Genomic DNA, 14,987 nt, shown 5'->3' with positions numbered 1-14,987 from the left:
AAATACATGACACGTTCCGCGAAAAAAGGCCCATTTTGTGATGCCAGCTTGGTAAAAAAAGTTGAAGTTGCACAGGCCAATAAAGATAAAAAGCCGATCAAAACTTGGTCGCGCCGTTCCACAATATTGCCAGACTTCATTGGCTTGACGTTAGCTGTGCATAACGGACGTCAGCATGTGCCAGTCTACGTATCAGAAAACATGGTGGGTCATAAGCTAGGTGAGTTTGCCTTGACCCGTACTTTCAAAGGTCACTCGGCCGATAAGAAAGTTGTGAAGAAGTAAGGGGATGATGATGGAAGTGAAAGCAACTCATAAAAGCGCCCGTATTTCGGCACAAAAAACGCGTTTGGTCGCCGATCAAATTCGTGGTTTGCCAATTGCTCGCGCAATGCATATTTTAAATTTCAGCCCAAAGAAGGCAGCTTTTATTGTTAAAAAAGTAGTTGAATCGGCGATCGCAAATGCTGAGCACAATAAAGGTGCCGATATTGATGAGCTCAAAGTAGCCACCATCATTGTCGATAAAGCAACGTCATTAAAACGTTTTACTGCGCGCGCTAAGGGCCGTGGTAATCAAATTGAAAAACAAACTTGTCACATTTGTGTGACCCTGAGTAATTAAGGAAAGTTATGGGCCAAAAAATAAATCCCACTGGATTCCGACTCTCGGTAACCAAGAATTGGACTTCACGTTGGTATGCTAACAATACCGATTTTGCCAAGATGCTGAAAGAAGACGTTGATGTTCGTCTTTATCTCAAAAAGAAATTAAAGAATGCATCCGTTAGTAAAGTCATTATTGAGCGCCCTGCAAAAAATGCGCGGATCACAATTTATAGTTCACGCCCAGGTGTTGTTATTGGCAAGAAGGGCGAAGATATTGAAGTGCTTCGCCGCGAATTACAAAAGCGTATGGGCGTTCCTGTGCATGTCAATATTGAAGAAATTCGTAAGCCAGAAGTGGATGCGCAGTTAATTGCAGATTCGATCACACAACAACTTGAAAAACGCATCATGTTCCGTAGGGCAATGAAGCGTGCCATGCAAAGCGCAATGCGTTTGGGTGCTCAAGGCATCAAAATTATGTCTTCAGGTCGTTTAAATGGTGCAGAAATTGCGCGCCGCGAATGGTACCGTGAGGGCCGCGTGCCATTGCATACCTTGAAGGCCGACATTGATTACGCGACCTCGGAAGCAGAAACTACTTACGGCATCATTGGCGTAAAAGTTTGGGTTTATAAGGGCGATACCTTGGGCCGTGGTGCTGAAGCGCCACCCGTAGCCAGTGCGCCAGCCATTGAGCCTAGTGTTGATGATAAAAAATCCCGTCGCGCTCCTGCCAAAACTGCACGTCGTGGTCCAGCTGGCGATAAGGCGGCAGTAGCAGCAGATGACAAACCAAAAGTAACAACTAAGCCCCTTGTGAAGCGGGTACGTAAAGCAGTTGAAGTGGGTGCTGCAGAAAACGCAACCCCTGCTGCTGATACGAAGAAGTCAGGAGATTAAGTATGTTACAACCTAAGCGTCGCAAATTTCGTAAAGAGCAAAAAGGCCGTAATACAGGCGTTGCTACTCGTGGTAGCTCTGTATCATTTGGCGATTTTGGCTTAAAGGCTGTGGGTCGCGGGCGTTTAACTGCCCGCCAAATTGAATCAGCAAGACGAGCCATGACGCGCCACATTAAGCGTGGCGGTCGAATTTGGATTCGTATTTTCCCCGATAAGCCTATTTCACAAAAACCTGCTGAAGTACGTATGGGTAACGGCAAAGGTAATCCTGAGTATTACGTGGCAGAAATTCAGCCAGGTAAGGTTTTATACGAGATGGATGGTGTTGATGAGGCATTGGCGCGCGAAGCTTTTAAGCTGGCTGCAGCTAAATTGCCACTCCAAACCACCTTCGTAATTCGCCATCTGGGCTAATTAGGTAGATGAATATGACAAATAAAGACTTACAAACAAAAGATCTGGGTGCTTTAAATAGCGAACTTTCAGAATTGCTCAAAGCCAGCTTCAAGCTGCGCATGCAAAAAGGCACTCAACAACTTCAAAATACCAGTCAATTGGGTAAGGTCAAGCGCGACATCGCACGCGTAAAAACCTTTATTACCCAAAAAACTGTACAGAAATAAGGTGGGCATATGACAGAAACTTCTACACCCTTACGCCGCACTTTAATTGGACGAGTGGTAAGCGACAAAATGCAAAAAACCGTGACAGTGTTGGTTGAGCGTCAAGTTAAGCACGCCTTGTATGGCAAATATGTTGGCCATTCTAAGAAATACCACGCGCATGATGAAGCTGGTCAGTACAAAATGGGCGACACCGTTGAAATTGCCGAGTCCCGCCCTATTTCACGTACGAAATCATGGGTAGTTACACGGTTGGTTGAGGCTTCAAGAGGTATTTAAGGAATATTCCAGGGTTATAAGGGGAATTTGCTTGCCAGACCCCATAATTCGTTATAGAATCATGGGCTTTTCGCAGTAAACAATGCAGTAAACGAGAGTGTATTTTCATTAATTCCGGGTTTTGGCTGTTCTGCCAGAGCCCTTAGACGGAACCAAGACTGTTTGCCTTTGGCCAATAAGTTGGGGATTAAAAATGATTCAGACCGAAAGTAGATTGCAGGTTGCCGACAATACAGGCGCCAGTGAAGTGTTATGCATCAAAGTATTGGGTGGGTCTAAACGACGCTATGCCAATATTGGCGATGTCATTAAAGTCAGCGTGAAGTCTGCTGCACCACGTGGCCGCGTTAAAAAAGGCGATATTTATAATGCTGTGGTCGTACGTACAGCCAAAGGCGTGCGGCGCCCAGACGGATCCCTCATTAAGTTTGATGAAAATGCAGCGGTGCTATTGAACGCTAAATTAGAGCCAATCGGCACCCGTATTTTCGGACCAGTAACGCGCGAATTACGCACCGAGAAGTTTATGAAAATTGTTTCGCTTGCTCCAGAAGTTATTTAAAGCAGAGATTTAAGAGGCTGATATGAAAAAAATTCGTAAAGGTGATTCGGTGGTGGTATTAACGGGTCGAGATAAAGGTAAAACCGGCACAGTGACAACCGTGCTGGCAGAAAAGCTTGTGGTAGAAGGTGTCAACATCTACAAAAAGGCGACCAAACCAAATCCTGCCGCAGGTGTTACGGGTGGAATGATTGACAAAGTCATGCCTATCCACATCTCCAATGTTGCATTGCTTGATAGCAACGGCAAAGCATCACGCGTGGGTATTAAGCTGGCTGATGGCAAAAAGGTCCGCTATTTGAAAACCACTGGCACAAGCTTAAGCGCTTAAGGAATTTGGAGATATTATGAGCACCCGTTTTCAAGAACATTACAAAAATAAAGTGGTTACTGACTTAATGGCGAAGTTTGGCTATAAGTCGGTAATGCAAGTGCCACGTGTGACCAAAATTACGCTTAACATGGGTTTAGGTGAAGCAGTAAACGATAAGAAAATTATTGAAAATGCCGTTAGCGACCTAACTAAAGTTGCCGGTCAAAAACCAGTTGTTACCAAGGCACGCAAAGCCATTGCCGGTTTTAAAATTCGTCAAGGTTATCCCATTGGCGCCATGGTAACTTTGCGTGGCGCAAAGATGTATGAGTTTTTAGATCGCTTCGTCACCGTCGCATTACCCCGAGTTCGCGACTTCCGCGGTATCTCAGGTAAGGCTTTTGACGGTCGCGGTAATTACAACATCGGTGTGAAAGAACAAATTATTTTCCCCGAAATTGAGTACGACAAAATTGATTCCCTGCGTGGTCTCAATGTAAGCATTACTACTACTGCCAAAACTGATGAGGAAGCGAAAGCACTCTTGGCAGCGTTTAAATTTCCTTTCCGCAATTAAGAGGTTAACGTGGCAAAAATGTCCCTGATTGAGCGCGAAAAAAAGCGCATTAAATGTGCTGAAAAATATGCGGTAAAGCGCGCCGAACTTAAAGCCATCATCGCAGATACTTCAAGAAGCGATGAAGAGCGCTACGAAGCTCGCTTAAAGATGCAAGCCCTACCCAGAAATGCAAGCCCGATTCGTCAACGAAATCGTTGTTCATTAACCGGTCGGCCACGCGGCACATTCCGAAAGTTTGGTTTGGCGCGCGGCAAAATTCGTGAGATCGCTTTTCGTGGCGAGATCCCCGGTTTAACCAAGGCCAGCTGGTAAGCGGCGAAAGAATTCAGGAGAACTTATGAGCATCAGCGATCCAATCGCCGACATGTTAACAAGGATTCGCAACGCGCAAGCGGTGCAAAAACCAAACGTTACTATGCCGTCATCAAAAATTAAAGTTTCCATTGCTAGAGTCTTGCAAGATGAAGGCTATATCGATGGTTTTGAAATTCAAGGCGAAGCAGCTAAGCCAGTGCTAAAAATTGAACTTAAATATTATGCAGGCCGTCCTGTCATCGAGCGTATTGACCGAGTATCAACTCCGAGTTTGCGCATCTACAAAGGGCGCCATGACATTCCTGAAGTAATGAATGGTTTGGGAGTGGCAATTATTTCGACCCCGCAAGGCGTAATGACTGATCGCAAAGCACGCGCTACCGGCGTGGGCGGCGAAGTTATTTGCTATATCGCCTAAGGAGATCTTTATGTCTAGAGTCGGTAAATCCCCCATTCCAGTGCCTAAGGGCGCAGAAATTAATATTAGTGGCGCTTTGGTGACGGTTAAAGGCCCACTGGGAACCTTGACGCACAATTTACATCCCTCTATTGGTTTGCAGCAGGCCGACGGAATGATTATCGTTGAGTTAAAAGATAGCTCACCAGAAGCAGGCGCATTGTCAGGCACGACTCGTGCTTTGGTGAACAATATGTTGCTGGGTGTCACACAAGGCTTTGAGCGTAAATTGAGTTTGGTTGGCGTAGGCTATCGCGCGCAAGCTCAGGGCGACGCCCTAAAATTGCAATTGGGTTTCTCGCACGACATTATTTATAACCTGCCAAAAGGCGTAAAAGCAGAAACTCCGTCGCAAACGGAAATTATCATTAAAGGCGCCAGCAAGCAACAAGTTGGTCAGGTTGCTGCTGAAGTGCGTGCGTATCGTTCACCCGAGCCCTATAAAGGCAAAGGCGTACGCTATGTCGACGAAGTAGTTCATCTGAAAGAAACTAAGAAGAAGTAAGCGAGATCATCTATGAATAAAGACGAATCAAGACAACGGCGTGCACGCCAAACGCGTATTCGAATTGCAGAGCAGATTGCTAATCGCCTTACAGTGATTCGCAGTAACGCGCACATTTCTGCGCAAGTGTATAGCCCCTGTGGCACTAAGGTGCTAGCGGCTGCCTCAACAATGGAAAAAGATTTACGCCAGGCGCTTAAAAATGGCGGCAACAGTGCAGCAGCGCAACAAATTGGCAAATTAATTGCTGAGCGTGCGGTTAAGGCCGGCATTGTCGATGTGGCATTTGATCGCTCTGGTCACCGTTATCACGGACGAATTAAGGCATTGGCTGAGGCAGCACGCGAAGCCGGCCTCAAGTTCTAATTATTGGGTTTAGGAAAAAACATGGCAAAAATGCAAACCAAAATGCAATCTGAAGAACGCGATGATGGTCTTCGCGAAAAGATGATTGCAGTTAATCGCGTTACTAAGGTAGTTAAAGGCGGGCGGATTCTGGGTTTTGCCGCATTAACTGTAGTTGGTGACGGTGATGGCCGAATTGGTATGGGCAAAGGTAAATCAAAAGAAGTCCCAGTCGCTGTTCAAAAGGCGATGGATGAAGCGCGTCGCAAAATGATTAAGGTACCCCTTCGTAAGGGTACCTTACAGCACTCGGTTATTGGCCAACATGGCGCCTCACGAGTCTTAATGTCGCCCGCTAAAGAAGGTACGGGAGTGATTGCTGGTGGTCCAATGCGCGCTATTTTTGACGTGATGGGCGTGACCAATGTAGTTGCTAAGTCGATTGGCTCTACCAACCCTTACAACATGGTACGCGCAACCATTGACGGTTTAAGCAAGATGAGTACTCCGGCTGAAATTGCCGCTAAGCGCGGTAAATCAGTGGAAGAAATTCTTGGTTGAGCAGATCCAGAATAGGAATTAATTATGACAACAAATCAATCCAATCCAAAAGTCAAATTGCAGCTGGTGCGCAGTTTGGTGGGCACTCGTGAAAGCCATCGCGCAACTGTGCGTGGCTTAGGGCTGCGCCGTATTAATTCAGTTTCAGAATTGCAAGATACCCCAGCGGTGCGCGGCATGATGAATAAGGTTTCTTATTTGATCAAGGTCATTAGCTAAAAGATCAGAAAGTAAATAGGTAAAAAAATGCAACTTAATACAATTAAACCTGCAGCTGGTGCCAAGAAAAATCGTCGTCGGGTTGGCCGTGGCATAGGCTCAGGCTTAGGTAAAACTGCGGGTCGTGGCCATAAAGGCCAAAAATCGCGCTCGGGTGGTTTTCATAAAGTTGGCTTTGAAGGCGGTCAAATGCCGATGTATCGTCGTTTGCCAAAACGCGGTTTCGTTTCTTTAACACGTCGCCACGTTGGCCAAATTACCCTGAATGATTTAGAAAAAATGGGTGTAGCCGAGGTCGATTTGTTGGTGTTAAGACAACATGGTTTAGCGGGCGAACAAATTCAGGCAGTAAAAGTCGTTAAAACTGGTGAACTGAAGCGCGCTGTTATTTTAAAGGGCTTAACAGCTACAGCTGGTGCTAAGGCAGCAATTGAAGCGGCTGGCGGCCAAGTTTTGGAAGCAGTTTAATTTACTAATCCCATGGCAATCGCGACACCTACTATCTCCAGCATTGCGCAATCGGGCAATAAGTTCGGTGACTTACGTCGTCGCTTAGTGTTCCTTTTGCTCGCTTTACTGGTATATCGCATTGGCGCACATATTCCCGTGCCTGGAATTGATCCTGATCAGTTGGCCCAGTTATTTGCCGGCCAAAAAGATGGCATTTTAGGGATGTTTAATTTATTTTCAGGCGGTGCGTTATCGCGCTTTACGGTATTTGCGCTTGGCATCATGCCGTATATCTCGGCTTCCATCATTATGCAGCTCATGACCATTGTGCTGCCCTCACTTGAGGCCATGAAAAAAGAGGGTCCAGCAGGGCAGAGAAAAATTACCCAGTACACGCGCTACGCCACAGTTTTATTAGCAACTTTTCAAGCCCTCGGAATTTCTGTTGCGCTTGAGGCTCAGCCTGGCCTAGTCATTGATCCAAGCATGATATTTCGCTTAAATACTGTAGTTACTTTGGTTACGGGCACAATGTTTTTGATGTGGGTTGGTGAACAAATTACCGAGCGTGGTCTTGGGAATGGTATTTCGATTATTATTTTCGGTGGCATTGTTTCAGGACTTCCCAGCGCTTTAGGTAGCTTGCTCGAGCTAGTGCGTACAGGTTCAATGAATGTTCTGTCAGCCATCTTAATTGTGACTATTGTCATTGGCGTAACGTATTTTGTGGTTTTTGTCGAGCGGGGTCAACGGCGTATCTTAGTCAATTATGCCAAGCGCCAAGTAGGCAATAAAGTTTACGGCGGCCAATCGTCGCATCTGCCGCTGAAGTTGAATATGGCGGGCGTTATTCCCCCTATTTTTGCTTCATCAATTATTTTATTTCCAGCCACCATCGCCGGTTGGTTTACCTCAGGCGAAAATAGCAATATGTTTAGTCGCGGCCTGAAAGATTTGGCCGCAACGTTAGCCCCTGGTCAGCCGGTTTATACGATTCTTTATGCTGCAGCAATTATTTTCTTTTGTTTTTTCTATACAGCACTCGTATTTAATAGTAAAGATACTGCTGAAAACTTAAAGAAAAGCGGCGCATTTGTACCAGGAATTCGCCCAGGCGAACAAACCGCTCGCTATATCGACAAAATATTAGTACGACTTACTTTAGGCGGCGCCATCTATATGGTTTTAGTTTGCCTATTGCCTGAATTTTTAGTACTGAAGTACAACGTGCCATTTTATTTTGGTGGTACCTCTTTATTAATTATTGTGGTTGTTGCCATGGATTTTATGGCGCAAGTGCAATCATTTGTGATGCAACAGCAGTATGGCTCTTTAATGAAAAAAGCCAATTTTAAGATGGGCTCCGCACTGTAATTATGTCTAAAGATGATGTTATTCAGATGGCGGGTGAGATTATAGAAAATTTACCCAATGCAATGTTTCGGGTGAAGTTGGAAAACGGGCATGTTGTTTTGGGTCATATTTCAGGGAAGATGCGTATGCATTACATCCGCATTCTGCCAGGGGATAAGGTAACGGTGGAGATGACTCCTTACGACCTAACGCGCGCAAGAATTATTTTCCGTGCGAAGTAGTGATGAAGTAGTCAGCATATTTAAAGAGGTGAATGATGAAAGTTTTAGCATCCGTAAAAGTTATTTGCAGAAATTGCAAGGTCATTAAGCGTAAACGCGTTGTGCGTGTGATTTGCTCGTCAGATCCACGTCATAAGCAGCGCCAAGGCTGATTCGGTTAATAAAGAGGAAATCTCATGGCACGTATCGCTGGGGTCAATATCCCAAATCATCAACATACCGTTATTGGTTTGACGGCAATCTATGGCATTGGTACAACCCAAGCTAGAAAAATTTGTCAAACTACTGGTGTTGCTTTTGATAAAAAAATTAAAGATCTCACAGACGCTGATTTAGAAAAGCTCCGTGATGAGGTTGGCAAATTGACGACCGAAGGCGATTTACGCCGTGAAGTCACAATGAGCATCAAACGTTTGATGGACTTAGCCTGTTATCGTGGCGTACGTCATCGTAAGGGCTTGCCGGTTCGCGGCCAACGTACCAAGACGAATGCACGTACCCGCAAGGGCCCGCGTAAGTCTGGCATTGCACTGAAGAAATAATCAAGAAAGCGTACTGAAATGGCAAAACCACAAACCGCAGCAGCAACCGCTCAGCGTGCTCGCAAAAAAGTAAAAAAGAACGTTGCCGACGGCATCGCGCACGTGCACGCATCTTTTAATAACACCATTATTACGATTACTGATCGTCAAGGGAATGCCTTATCTTGGGCTACTTCTGGCGGACAGGGTTTTAAGGGCTCACGCAAGTCAACCCCGTTTGCAGCTCAAGTAGCTGCAGAAGTAGCAGGTAAAGCAGCGATTGAATGTGGGATTAAAAATTTAGAAGTACAAATTAAGGGCCCAGGCCCAGGACGTGAATCTGCTGTGCGTGCGTTAAATTCATTGGGCATCAAAATTACTGAGATTCAGGATGTAACCCCAGTGCCGCATAATGGCTGTCGCCCGCCTAAGCGTCGTCGTATTTAAGTTTTATTGTTGTTATTTGGTTTTTAAAAGTTTTATTTTTTAATTGTTTAAGCCCACTGTTCGTTTGAATCTAAAGCGAACTAACCGCTGGTCGAAAGACTGCGGCAAAGAAAGGAAAGCATCGTGGCACGTTATTTAGGCCCTAAGGCCAAGTTATCTCGTCGGGAAGGAACCGACCTATTTTTAAAGAGCGCTCGGCGTTCATTGTCAGACAAGTGCAAGCTTGATAGCAAGCCTGGTCAGCATGGACGGACATCGGGCTCACGCACCTCTGATTATGGCAATCAGTTACGTGAAAAGCAGAAAGTAAAACGAATTTATGGGGTTTTAGAGCGCCAGTTTCGTCGTTACTTTGCCGAGGCCGAGCGTCGAAAAGGTAATACGGGTGAAACCCTCCTGCAGTTACTAGAGTCACGTCTTGATAATGTGGTTTATCGCATGGGCTTTGGCTCAACACGCGCCGAAGCACGCCAATTAGTTTCTCATTGTGCAGTCATGTTAAATGGCAGTGCAGTAAATATTCCATCGATTCAGGTTAAACCTGGCGATGTAATTTCAATTCGTGAAAAAGCGAAGAAGCAAAACCGCATTCAAGAATCTTTGAATTTGGTTCAGCAAACTGGCGTCATTAGCTGGGTTTCAGTTGATGCGGCAAAGCTCGAAGGAACATTTAAGCAAGTGCCCGACCGCGAAGAAATCAGCGGTGATATTAATGAAAGTTTGATCGTCGAATTATATTCGCGCTAATTAGGCACCCATAAGGAAAACATATGCAAACAAACTTGCTCAAGCCAAAAATTATTTCAGTAGAAGCACTTACCCCCAATCAAGCTAAAGTGGTGATGGAGCCATTTGAACGTGGCTATGGCCATACGCTGGGAAACGCTTTACGCCGTGTGTTGTTGTCATCGATGGTTGGCTTTGCGCCAACTGAGGTCGCTATTTCAGGTGTGGTTCATGAGTATTCAACGCTCGATGGCGTGCAGGAAGATGTTGTTAATCTCTTGCTCAATCTTAAAGGTGTAGTCTTCAAATTGCAGTCACGTGATGAAGTGACGATTAATTTACGTAAAGATGGGCCTGGTGTGGTCACCGCTAAAGATATCGATTTACCCCACGATGTAGAAATTATTAATCCAGATCATGTCATTGCCCACTTAGCTGCCGGTGGTAAATTAGATATGCAAATTAAAGTGGAAAAAGGGCGTGGTTATGTGCCCGGCAATATGCGTCAGTATCATGATGAAACAACTAAGCTTATTGGCCGCATTGTTTTAGATGCTTCTTTTAGCCCCGTTACTCGTGTTAGCTATGCAGTTGAATCAGCTCGTGTTGAACAGCGTTCCGACTTAGATCGCTTGGTGATGACCATTGAAACTAATGGCGTCATGACACCTGAAGAGACGATTCGTCAAGCAGCTAGTATTTTGGTCGATCAATTAGTTGTATTCGCAGCATTAGAAAGTAGCGAAATTTCAGGCGATTTGGTACCTAGCCGCTCTTCGATGGTTGATCCGATGTTAATGCGCCCAGTCGACGATCTCGAGCTAACTGTGCGTTCCGCTAACTGCTTAAAAGCAGAAAACATCTATTACATTGGCGATTTAATCCAGCGCACTGAAAATGAGTTGTTAAAGACGCCTAATTTAGGTCGTAAATCATTAAATGAAATTAAAGACGTGTTAGCGGCTCGTGGCTTAAGCCTTGGGATGAAACTTGAGAGTTGGCCACCTGCTAACCTTGGAAATAATTAGAAAGGAAGCATCATGCGTCACGGAAACGGTTTACGCAAACTTAATCGAACCTCATCGCATCGTTTAGCGATGCTGCGTAATATGTCGAATTCGCTTTTGGAGCATGAAGTAATTAAAACCACTCTACCAAAAGCAAAAGAATTGCGCATGGTTGTTGAGCCCTTAATTACTTTAGGCAAGAAAGATAGCTTAGCGAATCGGCGTTTAGCTTACAACCGCACGCAAGATCGCGACATTGTTGCTAAATTATTTGCCGAGCTTGGGCCGCGTTATGCTACACGCCCAGGCGGTTATTTACGCATCTTAAAGTTTGGCTTTCGGCAGGGCGATAATGCGCCTATGGCCTTGGTTGAATTGGTTGATCGCCCTATTGTTGAAGAGGTTGTAGCTGAAGAGAGTTCAACTTAATTGTGAGTATGGGGTATAGTGAAAAGCCAGACTTCGGTCTGGCTTTTTCATTTATATAGGACCGAATTAAATTGATGCAAATACATAACACACTACTTAAGCTAGTACTCACCTTTTGTTTATTCATTTCCAGCGCTTTTGCAGCGCCTGATTTTTTACCACCAGAAAAAGCGTTTCAAGTGCAAGCCACTTGGCTAGAAAATAGAACGCAGGTTGAAATTGATTTCAAACCCGTTAAAGGATATTACATTTATCAGCATTCATTGCAATTTCATGTGCTTGAAAATGGGCAGCCAACCTATCAGTTTCAGCCCCCCTTACCCGCCGGAGAAAATAAATTTGATCCTACTTTTAATAAAAATCTTATTATTTACAAGACCCCATTTCAAGTTCAAATTAATTTAGATCAGGCCATCAGTAGTATAGGTAAAGCAGCTGATGCATTCAGTAATCGAGTTAAGGGTTTGCGTTTGCAAATTCAATTGCAAGGTTGTGCAGATGGTGGAATTTGCTACCCACCGATGACCTTAAACTTTAACTTAGCAGCCCCTGGTGTTAAGGCCCAACCATTGCCCGATACAACGGAGATCGCACCACCCTCAGAAAAATTGAGTTTAGTTAGCTTATGGGGGCAGCGTGAAGATATCAACGCAGTCAATCAATTTTTAGCTCAAGCATCTATTCCTTACCTATTTTTAGCATTTTTTATTTTAGGAATTGCGCTGGCATTTACCCCCTGCGTTTTACCCATGTTGCCTATTTTGTCGAGTATTCTCTTCAATTCAGACCCTGCTAAGTCAATTAAAAAAAGCCGGGCTGCCGTCTTAGCCATTGCCTATATCTTGGGTATGGCTAGCCTCTATTCAATCGCAGGAATGCTCATGGCTGCGCTTGGCAGTGGCGCTCAAGCAGCGCTACAAAATCCCTTGGTCTTATTGGCTTTTGGCCTAGTTTTATTAGCTTTGGCCGGCAGTTTATTTGGGTTTTATCACTTACGTTTACCGCATGCACTGCAACAGACCATTGATCAGTTTGCTGGGCGCCAAAAGGGCGGCAGCATTATTGGTGCATTTATCCTGGGTGGGCTTTCAACCCTAATTGCTAGCCCATGCATTACGGCACCATTAGCTGGGGTATTGGCATTTATTGCCCAAACTGGCTCGGTAGCACTTGGCGGCAGCTTGTTATTTATTATGGCTATCGGCATGGGTTTGCCTCTACTCTTGATTGCCCTCGAGGCGCGGGTTTTGGTCCCCAACACAGGCGCATGGATGTTATGGTTACAGCGCATCCTGGGTGTTTTATTGGTGGCTCTGGCAATTTGGATTGTCTGGCCAGCCCTTTTTTCAGGGTCGCAAGCACTCTTTCAAACTCAGCAAGCAAGCCCATCCAAGCAAAATTCGCAACGTACCATCGCAGCAAATTTACACTTTACTGTTGTTCAATCCTCAGCCGAATTAAAGCAGGTGCTTGAAAAAGCGAACATAGAGCGGCGCCCTGTGTTGCTCGATTTTTATGCCGATTGGTGTATTAGTTGCAAAGAAATGGAACTCCTTACTTTTGCTGATCCAGCCGTTGCTCAAGCCTTAAGTAAGTTTGTCTTAGTGCAGGCCGATGTGACCAAAAATACACCCGAAAATCAAGCGTTGCTCAAGCAATTTAATCTATTTGGGCCACCCGCAATACTATTTTTTGATGCCGAGGGGCGCGAGCAAACAACCCAACGGATCATTGGGTTTATGGCGGCAAACCGTTTTTTAGTCTACTTAAACTCGCTTAAATAAGCGATTTTTAAGACATTTAGTTATTTTTTAATTGGCGCGCGGCTTCTAAAGCAAAGTAAGTTAGGACGCCGTCTGCGCCGGCACGTTTAAAGGCAATTAAGCTTTCCATCATGACTGCATCATGATCAAGCCAACCATTTTGAGCAGCAGCTTTGAGCATGGCGTACTCACCACTAACTTGATATACATAAGTTGGATAAGAAAATGCCTCTTTAACTTGACGAACGATATCCAGATAGGGCATACCCGGTTTTACCATCACCATATCGGCGCCTTCGCTAATATCAAGCGCTGTTTCTGAAAGGGCTTCGGCACTATTAGCCGGATTCATTTGATACGTTTTTTTATCGGCTTTACCTAAATTTTTTGCCGAACCAACGGCATCACGAAATGGGCCATAAAAAGCCGAAGCATATTTAGCAGAATAGGCCATGATGCGGGTATGAATCAAATTTAACTTTTCAAGCTCTCGACGAATTGCGCCAATACGCCCATCCATCATGTCTGAAGGTGCAACAATATCAACCCCTGCTTGCGCTTGTGTTATTGCTTGCTGTACCAAAACAGCAGTAGTGACATCATTGAGTAGGCGATTTTGTTCATCTAAGATGCCATCTTGGCCATGACTGGTATAGGGATCAAGGGCGACATCTGTCATGATGCCTAAATTAGGAAAGCGTGTTTTCAAAGCTTCGACTGCGCGCGGAATTAAACCATTAGGGTTTAGCGCTTCTTTGCCATCAGGTGTTTTTAGGGTTGGATCAATGACAGGGAAAAGTGCCATCACAGGAATTCCAAGCTCAAGACATTCTTCAGCAACCTCAAAAAGTAAGTCGAGCGAGAGTCGATTGATTCCAGGCATTGAAGCAATTGCTTGCGATTGCTTGCTGCCTTCTAATAAAAAAACCGGATAAATTAAATCATCTACCGTTAAGCGGTTTTCTTGCATTAATCTTCTAGACCAATCGTCGCGGCGCATACGACGCGGACGATGAGCAGGAAAATGGAGTGGGTTCATTTAGTTTTCCTCGGTTTGGGTGAAGACATCAGGCAGAGTCGGAACAGCAAATAACCAATTAATAATAATTTTATCTGCTTCTACCAGCCCAATGCGTTTTGTACTGGAAAAGAGTTGCGCAGTAATTTGCGGCTGGGGCCCAGCCAAATTGACTGCCGGCCCAGCTAATTCAGCTAATCTTTTCTCTACGGCCTCTAGGGTATGACGACACTCGGTATGGTTGAGCTTATCGCATTTACTTAAAAGTAAATGAATTGGTTTACCGGTCGGTAAAAACCATTGAATCATTTGTTCATCTAAGTCAGTCATCCCGCGGCGTGAATCAATGATTAAAATCATGCCAACTAGTTCGGGGCGTTCTTGCAAATAGTCGCTGACTAAACTATTCCAGTGGTAGCGGGTTTCATGATTGACGGCGGCATAGCCATAGCCGGGCAAATCAACGAGATAGGCTAATAAATCATCTTTTGCAAACACGCCAAAATAATTAATATGTTGAGTCCGCCCCGGCGTTTTACTCGCAAAAGCCAAGCGCTTTTGATTGCATAAAACATTAATAGCGCTCGATTTGCCAGCATTTGAGCGCCCGGCAAAGGCTACTTCCCGCAGGGGGCCCTGGGGCAGACAATGCAAATCGTTTACGGTGGTAAAAAAGCGGGATTGAAAGAGTTTAGACATGTCTGGAAGCTATTGTAAAATCACATAAAATATTAAGATCTGCGGGATTTGGCCAGCAATAG

General features: G+C 45.0%; 27 protein-coding genes. 25 read left to right on the top strand and 2 right to left on the bottom strand.

Translation table 11 applies throughout. The annotated features are described in order from the left end of the window. Positions 1–6: 6 nt before the first annotated feature. The 25 genes from rpsS (at position 7) to dsbD (ending at position 13,229) form a co-directional block, all read left to right on the top strand. Complete coding sequence (gene rpsS / locus LZT21_RS01525) at positions 7–285, top strand: 30S ribosomal protein S19 (protein ID WP_233923292.1); 279 nt, start codon at positions 7–9, stop codon at positions 283–285. 7 nt (positions 286–292) lie between these two features. Beyond that, positions 293–625, top strand: a complete 333-nt coding sequence (gene rplV, locus LZT21_RS01520) for a 50S ribosomal protein L22 (RefSeq protein WP_233923389.1) — start codon at positions 293–295, stop codon at positions 623–625. A gap of 8 nt (positions 626–633) precedes the next feature. Beyond that, positions 634–1,509, top strand: coding sequence for a 30S ribosomal protein S3 (rpsC, locus tag LZT21_RS01515; protein WP_233923291.1), 876 nt, complete (start codon positions 634–636; stop codon positions 1,507–1,509). Positions 1,510–1,511: 2 nt separating this feature from the next. Beyond that, positions 1,512–1,925, top strand: coding sequence for a 50S ribosomal protein L16 (gene rplP, locus LZT21_RS01510; RefSeq protein ID WP_233923290.1), 414 nt, complete (start codon positions 1,512–1,514; stop codon positions 1,923–1,925). Positions 1,926–1,939: 14 nt separating this feature from the next. After that, positions 1,940–2,134 (top strand): 50S ribosomal protein L29, encoded by a 195-nt coding sequence (gene rpmC, locus LZT21_RS01505; RefSeq protein WP_233923289.1) that lies wholly within the window; start codon positions 1,940–1,942, stop codon positions 2,132–2,134. Between the two features lie 9 nt (positions 2,135–2,143). After that, the gene (rpsQ, locus tag LZT21_RS01500; RefSeq protein ID WP_233923288.1) at positions 2,144–2,413 is read left to right on the top strand and encodes a 30S ribosomal protein S17; all 270 of its coding nucleotides are present in this window, start codon (positions 2,144–2,146) and stop codon (positions 2,411–2,413) included. 193 nt (positions 2,414–2,606) lie between these two features. Beyond that, a complete protein-coding gene (rplN, locus tag LZT21_RS01495) occupies positions 2,607–2,975 on the top strand; it encodes a 50S ribosomal protein L14 (RefSeq protein WP_233923287.1) in 369 nt (122 codons plus the stop codon). Positions 2,976–2,997: 22 nt separating this feature from the next. Continuing rightward, positions 2,998–3,306 carry a 50S ribosomal protein L24 gene (gene rplX / locus LZT21_RS01490; protein ID WP_233923286.1) on the top strand — a complete coding sequence of 103 codons (309 nt, stop codon included), beginning with the start codon at positions 2,998–3,000 and terminating at the stop codon, positions 3,304–3,306. Positions 3,307–3,322: 16 nt separating this feature from the next. Beyond that, a complete protein-coding gene (gene rplE, locus LZT21_RS01485) occupies positions 3,323–3,865 on the top strand; it encodes a 50S ribosomal protein L5 (protein WP_233923285.1) in 543 nt (180 codons plus the stop codon). Between the two features lie 9 nt (positions 3,866–3,874). Continuing rightward, entirely contained in the window at positions 3,875–4,180 is a 306-nt protein-coding gene (gene rpsN, locus LZT21_RS01480) for a 30S ribosomal protein S14 (protein ID WP_233923284.1), read from the top strand. Positions 4,181–4,205: 25 nt separating this feature from the next. Then, the gene (rpsH, locus tag LZT21_RS01475; RefSeq protein WP_233923283.1) at positions 4,206–4,601 is read left to right on the top strand and encodes a 30S ribosomal protein S8; all 396 of its coding nucleotides are present in this window, start codon (positions 4,206–4,208) and stop codon (positions 4,599–4,601) included. Positions 4,602–4,611: 10 nt separating this feature from the next. Continuing rightward, the gene (gene rplF, locus LZT21_RS01470; RefSeq protein ID WP_233923282.1) at positions 4,612–5,145 is read left to right on the top strand and encodes a 50S ribosomal protein L6; all 534 of its coding nucleotides are present in this window, start codon (positions 4,612–4,614) and stop codon (positions 5,143–5,145) included. 12 nt (positions 5,146–5,157) lie between these two features. After that, the gene (gene rplR / locus LZT21_RS01465; RefSeq protein WP_233923281.1) at positions 5,158–5,511 is read left to right on the top strand and encodes a 50S ribosomal protein L18; all 354 of its coding nucleotides are present in this window, start codon (positions 5,158–5,160) and stop codon (positions 5,509–5,511) included. A 21-nt stretch (positions 5,512–5,532) separates the two neighbouring features. Beyond that, positions 5,533–6,051 (top strand): 30S ribosomal protein S5, encoded by a 519-nt coding sequence (gene rpsE, locus LZT21_RS01460; RefSeq protein ID WP_233923280.1) that lies wholly within the window; start codon positions 5,533–5,535, stop codon positions 6,049–6,051. 24 nt (positions 6,052–6,075) lie between these two features. Beyond that, complete coding sequence (rpmD, locus tag LZT21_RS01455) at positions 6,076–6,270, top strand: 50S ribosomal protein L30 (protein ID WP_233923279.1); 195 nt, start codon at positions 6,076–6,078, stop codon at positions 6,268–6,270. Between the two features lie 27 nt (positions 6,271–6,297). Further along, positions 6,298–6,738: a 50S ribosomal protein L15 gene (gene rplO, locus LZT21_RS01450; RefSeq protein ID WP_233923278.1), complete on the top strand. Its 441-nt coding sequence runs from the start codon at positions 6,298–6,300 to the stop codon at positions 6,736–6,738. Positions 6,739–6,750: 12 nt separating this feature from the next. Further along, positions 6,751–8,094 carry a preprotein translocase subunit SecY gene (gene secY / locus LZT21_RS01445; protein WP_233923277.1) on the top strand — a complete coding sequence of 448 codons (1,344 nt, stop codon included), beginning with the start codon at positions 6,751–6,753 and terminating at the stop codon, positions 8,092–8,094. 2 nt (positions 8,095–8,096) lie between these two features. Beyond that, the gene (gene infA, locus LZT21_RS01440) at positions 8,097–8,315 is read left to right on the top strand and encodes a translation initiation factor IF-1 (RefSeq protein ID WP_015420252.1); all 219 of its coding nucleotides are present in this window, start codon (positions 8,097–8,099) and stop codon (positions 8,313–8,315) included. Positions 8,316–8,350: 35 nt separating this feature from the next. Beyond that, complete coding sequence (gene rpmJ / locus LZT21_RS01435; RefSeq protein WP_233923276.1) at positions 8,351–8,467, top strand: 50S ribosomal protein L36; 117 nt, start codon at positions 8,351–8,353, stop codon at positions 8,465–8,467. 24 nt (positions 8,468–8,491) lie between these two features. Continuing rightward, positions 8,492–8,857: a 30S ribosomal protein S13 gene (rpsM, locus tag LZT21_RS01430; protein ID WP_233923275.1), complete on the top strand. Its 366-nt coding sequence runs from the start codon at positions 8,492–8,494 to the stop codon at positions 8,855–8,857. A gap of 18 nt (positions 8,858–8,875) precedes the next feature. Further along, entirely contained in the window at positions 8,876–9,283 is a 408-nt protein-coding gene (gene rpsK, locus LZT21_RS01425; RefSeq protein WP_233923274.1) for a 30S ribosomal protein S11, read from the top strand. Between the two features lie 123 nt (positions 9,284–9,406). After that, positions 9,407–10,030 carry a 30S ribosomal protein S4 gene (gene rpsD, locus LZT21_RS01420; protein ID WP_233923273.1) on the top strand — a complete coding sequence of 208 codons (624 nt, stop codon included), beginning with the start codon at positions 9,407–9,409 and terminating at the stop codon, positions 10,028–10,030. 23 nt (positions 10,031–10,053) lie between these two features. Continuing rightward, positions 10,054–11,037, top strand: coding sequence for a DNA-directed RNA polymerase subunit alpha (gene rpoA, locus LZT21_RS01415; RefSeq protein WP_233989123.1), 984 nt, complete (start codon positions 10,054–10,056; stop codon positions 11,035–11,037). Positions 11,038–11,049: 12 nt separating this feature from the next. Then, entirely contained in the window at positions 11,050–11,445 is a 396-nt protein-coding gene (rplQ, locus tag LZT21_RS01410; protein WP_233923271.1) for a 50S ribosomal protein L17, read from the top strand. 74 nt (positions 11,446–11,519) lie between these two features. Beyond that, complete coding sequence (gene dsbD / locus LZT21_RS01405; RefSeq protein ID WP_233923270.1) at positions 11,520–13,229, top strand: protein-disulfide reductase DsbD; 1,710 nt, start codon at positions 11,520–11,522, stop codon at positions 13,227–13,229. A gap of 16 nt (positions 13,230–13,245) precedes the next feature. On the opposite strand, the gene hemB is transcribed toward dsbD, so the two are convergent. Further along, the gene (gene hemB, locus LZT21_RS01400; protein WP_233923269.1) at positions 13,246–14,247 is read right to left on the bottom strand and encodes a porphobilinogen synthase; all 1,002 of its coding nucleotides are present in this window, start codon (positions 14,245–14,247) and stop codon (positions 13,246–13,248) included. Beyond that, a complete protein-coding gene (yihA, locus tag LZT21_RS01395; protein ID WP_233923268.1) occupies positions 14,248–14,925 on the bottom strand; it encodes a ribosome biogenesis GTP-binding protein YihA/YsxC in 678 nt (225 codons plus the stop codon). It abuts the gene before it with no gap. Between the last annotated feature and the right edge of the window lie 62 nt (positions 14,926–14,987).

Source organism: Polynucleobacter sp. IMCC 30228 (genome assembly GCF_021395205.1).
Lineage (GTDB): Bacteria > Pseudomonadota > Gammaproteobacteria > Burkholderiales > Burkholderiaceae > Polynucleobacter.
Note: the sequence above shows the minus strand (reverse complement) of the source record. Positions and strands in the feature narration are given on the sequence as shown.